10 protein-coding genes and 1 pseudogene are annotated in these 11,568 nt (G+C 60.0%); 5 read left to right on the top strand and 6 right to left on the bottom strand.

Going from position 1 to position 11,568, the window contains the following annotated elements; translation table 11 throughout:
- Positions 1 to 131: 131 nt before the first annotated feature.
- Positions 132 to 890, top strand: a complete 759-nt coding sequence (locus AC1DH9_RS10040) for a hypothetical protein (protein ID WP_427533974.1) — start codon at positions 132 to 134, stop codon at positions 888 to 890.
- Positions 891 to 1,064: 174 nt separating this feature from the next.
- Here AC1DH9_RS10040 and AC1DH9_RS10045 read toward each other — a convergent pair whose 3' ends face one another.
- From AC1DH9_RS10045 to AC1DH9_RS10060, 4 genes and pseudogenes are all read right to left on the bottom strand, one after another.
- The gene (locus AC1DH9_RS10045; protein WP_427545762.1) at positions 1,065 to 1,946 is read right to left on the bottom strand and encodes a methyl-accepting chemotaxis protein; all 882 of its coding nucleotides are present in this window, start codon (positions 1,944 to 1,946) and stop codon (positions 1,065 to 1,067) included.
- Positions 1,926 to 3,074, bottom strand: a pseudogene (locus AC1DH9_RS10050) (HAMP domain-containing protein); the annotation flags it as partial. The gene AC1DH9_RS10045 and the pseudogene AC1DH9_RS10050, both read right to left, overlap by 21 nt.
- 89 nt (positions 3,075 to 3,163) lie before the next feature.
- The gene (locus AC1DH9_RS10055; RefSeq protein ID WP_427545710.1) at positions 3,164 to 4,570 is read right to left on the bottom strand and encodes an aminotransferase-like domain-containing protein; all 1,407 of its coding nucleotides are present in this window, start codon (positions 4,568 to 4,570) and stop codon (positions 3,164 to 3,166) included.
- Positions 4,571 to 4,706: 136 nt separating this feature from the next.
- Positions 4,707 to 5,468, bottom strand: a complete 762-nt coding sequence (locus tag AC1DH9_RS10060; RefSeq protein ID WP_477808113.1) for an SDR family oxidoreductase — start codon at positions 5,466 to 5,468, stop codon at positions 4,707 to 4,709.
- Positions 5,469 to 5,701: 233 nt separating this feature from the next.
- Here AC1DH9_RS10060 and AC1DH9_RS10065 point away from each other — a divergent pair, with 233 nt between their 5' ends.
- Positions 5,702 to 6,706 (top strand): NADP-dependent oxidoreductase, encoded by a 1,005-nt coding sequence (locus tag AC1DH9_RS10065; protein WP_427545714.1) that lies wholly within the window; start codon positions 5,702 to 5,704, stop codon positions 6,704 to 6,706.
- Positions 6,707 to 6,826: 120 nt separating this feature from the next.
- Here the strand turns inward: AC1DH9_RS10065 and pyrF are convergent, their stop codons facing one another.
- Entirely contained in the window at positions 6,827 to 7,525 is a 699-nt protein-coding gene (pyrF, locus tag AC1DH9_RS10070; protein ID WP_162491267.1) for an orotidine-5'-phosphate decarboxylase, read from the bottom strand.
- A 306-nt stretch (positions 7,526 to 7,831) separates the two neighbouring features.
- Between pyrF and AC1DH9_RS10075 the strand changes: the two genes are divergently transcribed.
- The 3 genes from AC1DH9_RS10075 to xopAW all read left to right on the top strand — a co-directional run bounded on the left by AC1DH9_RS10075 (position 7,832) and on the right by xopAW (position 10,535).
- On the top strand, positions 7,832 to 8,596 hold the full coding sequence (locus tag AC1DH9_RS10075; RefSeq protein WP_054593397.1) for a response regulator: 765 nt from the start codon (positions 7,832 to 7,834) through the stop codon (positions 8,594 to 8,596).
- On the top strand, positions 8,596 to 9,636 hold the full coding sequence (locus AC1DH9_RS10080; RefSeq protein ID WP_427545717.1) for a sensor histidine kinase: 1,041 nt from the start codon (positions 8,596 to 8,598) through the stop codon (positions 9,634 to 9,636). Before AC1DH9_RS10075 ends, AC1DH9_RS10080 begins: the two co-directional genes overlap by 1 nt.
- A 110-nt stretch (positions 9,637 to 9,746) precedes the next feature.
- On the top strand, positions 9,747 to 10,535 hold the full coding sequence (gene xopAW, locus AC1DH9_RS10085) for a XopAW family type III secretion system calcium-binding effector (RefSeq protein WP_427545719.1): 789 nt from the start codon (positions 9,747 to 9,749) through the stop codon (positions 10,533 to 10,535).
- 229 nt (positions 10,536 to 10,764) lie between these two features.
- On the opposite strand, the gene AC1DH9_RS10090 is transcribed toward xopAW, so the two are convergent.
- Positions 10,765 to 11,568, bottom strand: an 804-nt coding sequence (locus AC1DH9_RS10090; RefSeq protein ID WP_477808114.1) for an AI-2E family transporter, incomplete at its 5' end; no start/stop codon positions are given.

The following is an 11,568-nucleotide window of genomic DNA, read 5'->3' on the forward strand; positions in this document are numbered from 1 at the left end:
CATCCACACATTACCTATATAGGCAGCGCAAAAGCTCGATCCAACTCGTCGCGCCACCCTATGCGCTCCCAGGCTTAGCCACTACACTCGCATGCAAACCCTATAAAGAGGTCTTCACGGTGACACCACTCATGATCACCCTGCTAGTAATAGTCGGGATCGCAATATTGATCGCCATTGGCTACATGAACCATGTGGTGGAAAACAATAAACTGGAAAAGGCCCGCACCAAGGTCGAACTCAATGATCGACTGCGCCGCTGTGGCGAAATCACCGAGACCTTCCCTGGCCAGCTGATGACTCCGGCGCTCAAGCTGCTGCTGACGCGACTGGAGCTCAACGTGTGCCAACGCCTGCTTAATCTGGATAAAACCAATTCGGCGGCCAAGGCCCGCATCGAGGAACTGAGTGCACTGGTCGCACGAGGTGAATCGATTCCGGTCAACAACCCACCGGCACCGATCCAGACTGAAGCCAAGGCCAAGGACGTACGCTTTTTGCTTGAAGCCTTGCATGGCCAGATCACTCGCGCAGCACAGGACGGTTTCCTGCCAACCAACGAAGCCAAGCGCTGGATTCGTGAAGTTCGCCACATCCTGGTATTGCTGCACATCGAGTTCTTCAACAACCTCGGTCAACATGCACTGCAGCAGGAACAACCCGGGCAAGCCCGCCTGGCGTTCGAACGTGGCGTGCAGTACTTGCGTAAACAACAAGACCCGCAGGTTTACAGCGAGCAGTTGCAGTACCTGGAAAAACTGCTGGCGCGCGCCAACTCCATGGTGCTGACCAACATTGCACCGGTGGAAGGCGAAGTTAACGAGTTGACCGAAGGCCTCAAGGAAGTGGAAGCCGACGCAGACTGGAAGAAGAAAGCTATCTACGACTGATAGTGGTGATGTGCAAAGCCGCACAACACCCGTGGCGAGGGAGCTTGCTCCCGCTGGGTCGCGAAGCGACCCTCCCCCTTCGCTCAGTTCAGTCAGACCGCAAGTACCGCTGTACAACTGCTGCACCCGAGCGCGGACCGCGCTGACGGGAGCAAGCTCCCTCGCCACACACGCTTACAACCTGAAATGCCCCACCATCCCCTTCAGCTCAACCCCCAACTGTGCCAGCTCGATACTCGACGCGGCATTGCCTTGCATGGCGACTGAAGATTGATCGGCACTGGCACGGATGCTGGTCACGCTGCGATTGATCTCTTCGGCAACCGAACTCTGTTGTTCGGCCGCGGCAGCGATCTGCTGGTTCATCTGCTGAATCAGCGAGACCGCCGCAGCGATACTGCCCAGCGCACTCTCGGTCTGTAGCGCATCACTGACGGCAAGCTTGACCAACTCGCCGCTGCTCTGGATTTGCTGCACCGAAGCCTGCGCAGCTGAACGCAAGGCACTCACCAGACGCTCGATTTCCTCTGTGGATTGCTGGGTACGCTTGGCCAGGGCACGGACCTCATCGGCTACCACGGCAAAGCCCCTGCCCTGCTCACCCGCTCGCGCGGCCTCGATGGCCGCATTGAGTGCCAGCAGGTTGGTTTGCTCGGCGACGCTCTTGATCACGCTGAGGACAGTGCCAATGTTCTGGATTTCCGCACTGAGGCTTTCGATGCTGGAACTGGCCGACGTCGCCGAGTCAGCCAGTTGCTCGATGCGCTGCATGCTCTGACGCACGACCTGCTGACCGGTTTCGACCTTGCCGTCTGCGGTCTGCGCCGCCAATGCCGCTTCCTCGGCATTGCGCGCAACATCATGCACGGTCGCGGTCATCTGATTCATCGCGGTGGCGACTTGTTCGGTTTCTTCCTTCTGGCTACTGACTTCCAGGTTGGTCTGCTCGGTCACCGCCGAGAGCGATTGCGCGGAATTTGCGAGCTGCTCGATACCCGCCTGCAAGCCGCTGACAATACTGCTCAACCCTGCGCCCATTTGCTGCATGGCCTGCATCAACTGGCCGATTTCATCACGCCGCGTCACCTGCACGGTCGCGCTCAGATCGCCCGCCGCAATTTTCTGGGCAACCAGAATCACACTGCGCAGTGGCGCAACGATCAAGCGGGTAATCACCCACGCGGCAATCAGCCCGACCAGCAGCGCGAGCGCCGAGGACGCAATGATCAGCGCCGAATTCTTCTTCAGCTCTGCCTGCATCGACCGGTCCTCGGCCGTGTAAGCCTGATCGACCCGCTGCACCACTTCGGCGGCGCGCTCATGCAACTGCTGATAGACCTTTTTCTCCTGAGTCAGCAGCCCTGTGTACTCGGCAAGTTTTTCGCTGAAACTGGCAATATGCCCGGCCACTTCGTTGAGCACTGTCTGGTAGCCCGAGTCCTTGACCGCGCTCTTCAATGCCTCAACCTGGGTCAATGCCTGGTCGGCCTGTTCAATCTTGCCTTGCTCGGCACTTTCGTCACTGGCCTTGCGGCTTTGATCCAGGCGCACTCGCGCCTCATTCATGGCCTGCAACATCAGCCTCGACACCTGACTGACCTGGTTGGCTTGCTCGATAACCTCCGCGCCTTCCTTACCTTGCGTATCCTTGAGCGCATAAGCGCCATCGTCGGCAAGGCCGCCCTGCAGCACATCAAGGTTATTGGCCACGCTGGACACCGACCAACTGGCCATTTCCAGCGCCAGTTCCTTGGACTGGGTCAGCTCGACGAACTCATCGAAGGCTTTGCGGTACGCCCCCAGTGACTGCTCGACATCATTCATCATCGGGACGTTAGCCGCCGACTGTGCCTTGAGTTGCGTTGCGAGGGCGACCAACGCGTCAACACCCTTGTGCAAGGCATCGACGGTTTTCGGATCACTGTGCAAGGCGTATTCCTGCTCAAGCAAACGCACCTTGAGCAAACCACTGTTGAGCGACGACATCTGCTTGAGCCCGTCGAAGCGCTGGCTGATGGTTTGCAAGGACCAGACGCCGATAGCAGCCACCACGGCTGTCAACATCAGGACCAGAATAAAACCGACACCCAGTTTTTTTGCCATACCGAGGTTGGCAAAACGTCCTTGCACGGCCGAAATCATTGCTCGTAACCCCCTTCCCATACTCAATGGCAACACGACCATTTTCTGTTGTTGCAGATTCGCAATGGGGTGCCCCCAAGCACAAGCCTTTGGCGCCGCGATAATGGCAAAAAGCTACGCGCGAGTCGTTTTCAGAACGGTTGAAGTCGATCCGGTAATGCGCAGGCCTGAAAAAACGCCTGGGCCCGAGGATCGCTGGCATAGGCCACATTGATGCGCAGCCAGTCGCCGGTTTCACCACTGGGGCTGAAGGCCGTCCTCGAGGACAGCACGATACCGAATGAGTGAGCCAGCGTGCGCACCCGCGCCGGTTCGTGCTCTCGTGGCCTGGCCCAAATGTACAACCCGCCCGCAGGCTTGCCGAACACCTCCCAGTCCGCGTCCTCAAGCACCAGCAATGTCGCCGCCAAATCCCGCCTCAATCGCTGACGCTGGCGCTGTACCAGTTTGCGGTAGGCGCCATTGGCCAACAGATTGCTCACCACCGATTCGCAAAACCGCGAAGCCCCCAGGCTGGTAATCATCTTCATGTCTGCCAGGCGCGTAATGATTGCGGCACTGGCCACGACATAACCAACCCGCAGCGAACTGCTGAGGGTTTTCGAAAAGCTGCCGACATAGATCACGTTCTGACACGCGTCCATTGCCGCCAGACGGGTGCCGGCACTGCCCTGAAAGTCAGCGTAGACGTCATCCTCGACGATGATTAACTCATGACGCTTGGCCAATTGCAGAATCCGTTGTGCAACGGCGGGTGCCAGGCTACTGCCGGTCGGATTGTGGAACAGGCTATTGATGAACAACGCACGGGGATTGTTCGCGTTCAACAAGGATTCGAGTACTTCGATGTCGGGGCCGCGAGAGGTCCGCGGTACTTCCAGCAACCTGATGCCATGCAACCTGAGCAGCTGGAACAGATTCGAATACCCCGGACTTTCGACCACCACGCAATCACCCGGCTTGAGCAGCGCCCGTACGATCAGATCAAGCCCATGAGTGGCCCCCGTAGTGGTGAGAACCTGGTTCTCATCGACGGCAATACTCATCTGTTGCAGGCGCTTGAGGATCTGTTGGCGCAAGACCGGCAACCCGTATGAAGGGCTGTAATTGAACAGTCCGGCCATGTCGGTACGCGAAACCTGGCGAATGGCATAACTGAGATCGTCGCTCTCGCGCCAGCTTTCGGGCATACCACCTCGCCCCAGCGGCAACATGCCCAGCGGGTCGTCGACCACTCCGACACTGTTTGCGTCAGCCGCCGCGGGGCCCGATGGGTCAGCGCAACGATGTGTCGCGCCCAAAGGCCCGGCAACGAAAAACCCCGAGCCATGACGCGATGCCAGCACGCCTTGGGCGACCATGCGCTCATAGGCCTCGATGACACTGGACTGACTGAGCAGGTTTTCCCGGGCCAGCTGTCGAATGGACGGCAAACGCGTTCCTGGCTCGACGGCACTTTGGCGAATCCAGCCAGCAAGGGCATCAACAATTTGCTGCACGACAGGCACCAGCGCCTGTCGATCGATTCTCAATTCCATGAGAGACCCACTCCAACTGTTTTTCTGGACCCAGTTAAGCACAGGCGCTGTCATCACAATGTGCGACAACGCCGCTAAAACACCCTCCTCTAACCCTTTGAAACACAATGCCCGACGCTACGTCGCAGGCAACCCCTCAGAACGCCGTCACCCCGCCATCCACCGCCAGCGAGTGACCGGTGGTGAACGCCGCCCCATCGCTGCACAGATACAGCACCGCACTGGCAATTTCCTCGACCTTGCCGATACGTCCCACCGGGTGCATGGCGGCGGCGAAATCGGCTTTCTTCGGATCGGCTTCATAGGCACGGCGAAACATGTCCGTATCGATAACCGCCGGACAGACTGCATTCACGCGGATTTTCTTCTTCGCATATTCGATGGCTGCCGATTTGGTCAGGCCGATGACCGCATGCTTGGACGCCGCGTAGATGCTCATCTTCGGCGCCGCGCCAAGCCCGGCCACCGAAGCGGTATTGACGATCGCACCGCCACCTTGCGCCAGCATCAACGGCAGTTGGTACTTCATGCACAACCAGACGCCTTTGACGTTGACGCCCATGATCGCGTCGAACTCATCGAGTGTGCCTTCGGCGAGCTTGCCCTTTTCGATTTCGATCCCGGCATTGTTGAAGGCGTAGTCGACGCGGCCATAAGTGCTTACTGCTTTGGCCATCAGGTTTTGCACGTCGCTTTCCAGGGTCACGTTGCATTGCACGAAAACCGCTTCGCCACCGGCAGCCCGAATCAGCTCGACGGTACCTTCGCCGCCAGCCACATCAAGGTCCGCGACCACCACTTTCAAGCCTTCGGCGGCAAACGCCTGGGCGGTCGYGCGGCCAATACCGGCGGCAGCCCCTGTCACCAACGCAACCTGGCCGGAAAACGTCATGCTCATTGTTATGTCCTCGAACGATGTGGGGGGATCTCGTTCTCGCAGTCTAAGCACCCTGCCCTGTCACGCGGCAGCACTATCAGAGGGCCGGTTGATTGCTTATGAGTTGCAGTGATGGATCAGCCCACCCAACTATCACTCCATTGAATCGGGATGTATTCGCTGAGTCAGCAAACCTTGCGACAAGCGCCATGAGGGTCTATCAATCAGACTTCATTCAACTTTGAGTGCCCGCCATGACTGCCCAGATCAACCGCCAATTCCTGCTCGCCAAACGCCCGGTGGGAGCTGCGACCCGCGAGACCTTCACCTATCAGCAAGTCCCTGTCGGCGAGCCGGCGGCGGGCCAGATCCTGGTCAAGAACGAGTACCTGTCGCTGGACCCGGCCATGCGTGGCTGGATGAACGAAGGCAAGTCCTACATTCCGCCCGTGGGCATCGGCGAAGTCATGCGCGCCCTCGGCGTGGGCAAGGTGATTGCCTCGAACAACCCGGGCTTTGCCGTGGGCGACTACGTCAACGGTGCGCTGGGCGTGCAGGATTATTTCCTCGGTGAGCCACGAGGCTTCTACAAGGTCGACCCGAAACTGGCGCCATTGCCGCGTTATTTGTCAGCACTGGGCATGACCGGCATGACCGCTTACTTCGCGCTGCTCGATGTCGGTGCACCGAAGGCCGGGGAGACTGTGGTGCTGTCGGGTGCCGCCGGCGCGGTGGGCAGCATTGCCGGGCAGATTGCCAAGATCAAAGGCTGCCGCGTGGTGGGCATCGCCGGCGGCGCGGACAAGTGCAGGTTCCTGATTGACGAATTGGGCTTCGACGGCGCCATCGACTATAAGCACGAAGACGTGGTTGCCGGCCTCAAGCGCGAATGCCCGAAAGGCGTAGACGTGTATTTCGATAACGTCGGCGGGGATATTCTCGACGCCGTGCTCAGCCGCCTGAACATGAAGGCCCGCGTGGTGATCTGCGGCGCCATCAGCCAGTACAACAACAAGGAAGCGGTCAAAGGCCCGGCCAACTATCTATCGCTGTTGGTCAACCGTGCACGGATGGAAGGCTTTGTGGTGATGGATTACGCCGCGCAGTTCGCCGCCGCCGGGCAGGAAATGGCCGGATGGATGGCCAAGGGGCAGCTCAAGAGCAAGGAAGACATCGTCGAAGGACTGGAGACATTCCCGGAAGCGCTGATGAAGCTGTTCAGCGGTGAGAACTTTGGCAAGCTGGTTCTGAAGGTTTAACGCAAACCAATGTGGGAGCGAGCCTGCTCGCGATGCCGGGCTGACATTCAACATCAATGCTGACTGTTATGGCCCCATCGCGAGCAGGCTCGCTCCCACATTTGGATCTTCAGTGTTTGATCAGGCCAGTTCGGCCACGACGTCGGCCAGGGCCTTGGCCGGATCGGCTGCCTGGCTGATCGGACGACCAATCACCAGATAGTCGGAACCGGCATCCAGTGCCTGGCGCGGTGTCAGGATGCGACGCTGATCGTCCTGGGCACTGCCCGCCGGGCGGATCCCCGGCGTCACCAGTTGCAGCGACGGATGCGCCGCCTTCAACGCCGAGGCTTCCAGCGCCGAGCACACCAGGCCATCCATCCCGGCTTTTTCTGCCAGTGCCGCCAGACGCAACACCTGCTCCTGTGGCTCGATGTCCAGGCCAATCCCGGCCAGATCTTCACGCTCCATGCTGGTCAGCACGGTCACGCCGATCAACAGCGGTTTTGGACCGCTGCGCTGGTCGAGCACCTCGCGACAGGCTGCCATCATGCGCAGGCCGCCGGAGCAATGCACGTTGACCATCCACACGCCCATTTCCGCAGCTGCCTTGACGGCCATCGCGGTGGTGTTCGGAATGTCATGGAATTTAAGGTCGAGAAACACCTCGAAACCCTTGTCGCGCAAGGTCCCGACGATTTCCGAAGCGCAACTGGTGAACAGTTCCTTACCGACTTTGACCCGGCACAGCTTCGGGTCCAACTGGTCGGCCAGCTTCAGTGCGGCGTCACGGGTAGGGAAATCCAGGGCGACGATGATAGGAGTCTGGCAGGCGGACATGAGTGGGCTCTCAGGCAAGTCGAAATCGGCGCGCATTGTAGCGGAACGCGAGCCCGTCCGGGACCCGATGATCGGTAAATCATCGTCAACAGTGCCGGTTGCCGGATGATAAACCCCGCGCGCCCGGCAATTGTGTCGAAACGGATACACTCACGACACGCCCTCAACACCGCCCAAGGCTACCCTCGGCAACCGCAAGACTTCCTACAGCACTTCCCGCCTCACGGCCGGACGTCTTATGCTGAAGCCACAACCTCGCAGCCCATCTTTTGTGGTTGGCAGCCTCTCTGGCAGATGAACGTACGCATGCAAAATAGCCCTGCTCCTCTGAACGATGATCAAAAAGCCCCCGCAGCCGGCGAAGACAAACGCTGGAACACCCGCGCGCTGATCGTTGACGACGACGTTCCAATCCGCGAACTGCTGATCGACTACCTGGCCCGTTTCAACATCCTCGCCAGCGGCGTTACCGACGGCGCCGCCATGCGTCTGGCGCTGCAAGCGGAGCATTACGACGTGGTCGTGCTGGACCTGATGCTGCCCGGCGAAGACGGTCTGTCGCTGTGCCGCTGGTTGCGCGCCGAATCGGACATCCCGATCCTGATGCTCACCGCCCGCTGCGAACCCACCGACCGCATCATCGGCCTGGAACTGGGGGCCGACGATTACATGGCCAAGCCGTTCGAGCCACGAGAGCTGGTCGCACGGATTCAAACCATCCTGCGCCGCGTACGCGATGACCGTACCGAACAACGCGCCAACATTCGCTTCGACAACTGGCGCCTCAACAGCGTGCTCCGCCAGTTGATCTCCGTCGATGGTCTGGTAGTGCCGCTGTCGAACGCCGAATTCCGTTTGCTCTGGGTATTCATCGAACGCCCGCGACGAGTGCTCAGCCGCGAGCAATTACTGGACGCCGCCCGTGGACGCTCGATCGAAGCGTTCGATCGCAGTATCGATCTACTGGTCTCGCGCCTGCGGCAAAAGCTCGGTGACGATCCAAAATCACCTCAGTTGATCAAAACCGTTCGCGGCGAAGGCTACCTGTTCGACGCCCGAGACATCGGCTGATGCGTGCGCGCTTCGATACGCTGTTCGGCCGCCTGTTTGGCGTGCTGTTGCTGGCAATTATCCTGGCGCACCTTCTGGCGTTCTTCTGGTTCCACCATTACGGCCATCCCCCGCCCCCTCCACCGCCGGAGTTTTCCGCCGGGTTCAACGGGCAACCGCCGCAGCCCTTCAAACACAGGCCACCGCGTCCCTGGTTTGGCGGCCCGGTCGTACCGCTGACCTTTCAGCTTATCTCGCTGGTGATTGCCGCCTGGTACGGCGCAAAGCTGCTCTCACGACCAATTCAACGCTTGAGCGCGGCCGCCGAGAGCCTCAGCGAAAACCTCGACAGCCCACCGCTTGATGAGTCCGGTCCACGAGAATCGCGGCAGGCGGCGCACACCTTCAACCTGATGCAGAAGCGTATCCGTGAGCAGGTGCAGCAGCGTTCGCGAATGCTCGGCGCCGTTTCCCATGACCTGCGTACGCCACTGTCGCGGCTAAAGTTGCGCCTGGAGCAGATCGACGACATCAAGCTGCAAGGGCAGATGCGGCAAGACCTCGACGACATGATTCGCATGCTCGATGCGACCCTCAGCTACCTGCACGAACAACGTACCAGCGAAGCCCTGCAGTGGATGGACGTGCAGGCGCTGATCGAATCGCTCAGCGAAAACGCCCAGGACCAGGGCGCTGACGTGCAGGCCAGCGGGCACTGTGCACCGTTGCAGGTTCAACCGATGGCCCTGCGGTCGTGCATCAATAACTTGCTGGACAATGCCTTGCGGTACGCCGGCCAGGCACTGATCACCCTTGAAGACAGCCGTGAACAGTTGATCATTCGAGTGATCGATCATGGCCCGGGGATCAACGCCGACAAACGCGAAGCCGTGTTCGAGCCGTTCTTTCGCCTGGAAGGTTCACGCAACCGCAACTCTGGCGGCATTGGACTGGGCATGACCATCGCCCGCGAAGCCGCTCAACGGCTGGGCGGAGCATTAAGCCTGGAAGAAACCCCGGGCGGCGGCCTGACGGCCGTGGTCTGCCTGCCACGGGTCTGACAGACTCTGTGTGCTGATTCGTACAAATTCCACATACCCACGACAACTGCTCCCCCGAGGCTGCATGGGCCGGTGCCTTCACCGGTTTTATCCATCCAGGGAGTGAGCCCATGATCGGCAGCGTCAGCAGTAACTCCAGCTATACCAGCGCCACCAGTGCGGCGTACACCGCGCGACTTCAGCAGCGTCAGAAAGAGTTGTTCGCCAAGCTCGACACCGATGGCGACGGAACCGTTTCCAAGGATGAGCTGAACAGCGCCCTGGCGAAGAAAAGCGACAGCCGCGTACTGAACAGCCTGAGCCAGCAATTCAGCAGCCTGGACTCCGATAACAGTGGTGGTCTGAGCAGCCAGGAAATGGCTGCCATGACGCCATCGTCCTGCCAAGCCCATAATGATCAGCCGCCCAGCACCGAACTGGCCGACAGCATGCTCAGTCTTCTGGACAGCAACAGTAATGGCAGCATCAGCAGCGATGAGCTGAGCAATGGCCTGACGAAAGCCGGCAGCACCGCCGACAACAAGAGCCTGTTTGCGGCGCTGGATACGAACAACGACGGGAGCGTGAGCAAGGACGAACTGGTTGCCGCCCTCACCCCACCTCAGCCGCCGCAGCAACTGTCCAGCCAGTCCCTGTTTGGCCAGCTCGACACGAATGGTGATGGCAGCATCAGCACCAGCGAACTGAGTAGCGCCCTGGCCGCAACCTCGTCCACCAGCAGCACCGACAATGGTGCGGCCCTGCTCACGGCTCTACAGACGGGCAGCAGCCAGAACAGCGGGACCATCGATCAAGGCGCAGTCGCCGAGGCCTTGAGCAAGTTGATCGTCAGCATGAATCAGCAGTACTCGCAGGCCAATACCCTGAACTCAAGCAAAAACCTGAGCGCCGCGGCCTGAGGCTGATCAGCGCATAACCTATGGCGAGAGGGTGCCACTAAGTCAAGCCGCTACGCGATCCGTAGCAGCTGGCGCAGCCTGCGTTCGGCTGCAAAGCAGTCGTAAAATCAGACACCACGTTTTTTCAGGTTAACAGTGGAGGCAGGATTTACTGATTCACGACTGCTTCGCAGCCGAACGCAGCCTCGCAGGCTCGGCAGCTGCTACGGGAGCAATCCTGCGCCGTATTTCAACGCCTTTCTTCAACCCGCGCCTGACTGTTGCTCCAGTCGGTCAACAGGCTGTACGCCACGGCCAACAAGGTCGGACCGATGAACAAGCCGATAAAGCCAAAGGCGATCAACCCGCCAAACACCCCAAGCAGCACGATTACCAACGGCAAGTTGCCGCCACGGCTGATCAGGTAGGGCTTGAGTACGTTGTCGACGCCGCTGATGATGAACGTGCCCCAAATGCCGAGGAACACCGCCATGCCGTACTCGCCCTTCCAGGCCAGCCAGGCCGTCGCCGGAATCCACACCAGCGGCGGGCCCATGGGAATCAGGCTGAGCAGGAACGTGACGATACTCAGCACCAGTGCGCCCGGAATACCGGCAATCAGGAAGCCGATCAGCGCCAGGACCGCCTGGGCGGCGGCGGTGCCGATGACCCCGTTGACCACCCGCTGCACCGTTCCGGCGACCAGCTCGATGTAATAACCGGCACGCTCGCCGATCAGCCGCTCCAGCAAACGGTGAGCAAACATCGCCAAGCGCGGGCCGTCCCGATAGAAAAAGAACACGAAAACGATGCTCAAGGTCAGCTCGAGGATCCCTCCGCCGATCTGTGCACTGCGCGCCAGCAACCAGTTGCCGACCTGCCCCAGATAGGGTTTGACCGCCAACAACAGCGCCGCGCCTTGCTGATCAAGGCTGTTCCAGAGCCCAGCCAGCCGCTCGCCAACCAAGGGTATCCCGGCCAGCCACACCGGTGCCGCCGGCAAGCCGTCAACTTGTACATCCTTGAGAAACACCGTGGCATCACGCACATGATC

The organism is Pseudomonas sp. 05T35 (assembly GCF_056396605.1).

Coding starts and splice junctions, on each gene's coding strand:
- AC1DH9_RS10040 (WP_427533974.1), top strand. CDS start 132: ATGATCACCCTGCTAGTAATAGTCGGGATCGCAATATTGATCGCCATT.
- AC1DH9_RS10045 (WP_427545762.1), bottom strand. CDS start 1,946: ATGCAGGCCATGCAGCAAATGGGCGCAGGGTTGAGCAGTATTGTCAGC.
- AC1DH9_RS10055 (WP_427545710.1), bottom strand. CDS start 4,570: ATGGAATTGAGAATCGATCGACAGGCGCTGGTGCCTGTCGTGCAGCAA.
- AC1DH9_RS10065 (WP_427545714.1), top strand. CDS start 5,702: ATGACTGCCCAGATCAACCGCCAATTCCTGCTCGCCAAACGCCCGGTG.
- pyrF (WP_162491267.1), bottom strand. CDS start 7,525: ATGTCCGCCTGCCAGACTCCTATCATCGTCGCCCTGGATTTCCCTACC.
- AC1DH9_RS10075 (WP_054593397.1), top strand. CDS start 7,832: ATGCAAAATAGCCCTGCTCCTCTGAACGATGATCAAAAAGCCCCCGCA.
- AC1DH9_RS10080 (WP_427545717.1), top strand. CDS start 8,596: ATGCGTGCGCGCTTCGATACGCTGTTCGGCCGCCTGTTTGGCGTGCTG.
- xopAW (WP_427545719.1), top strand. CDS start 9,747: ATGATCGGCAGCGTCAGCAGTAACTCCAGCTATACCAGCGCCACCAGT.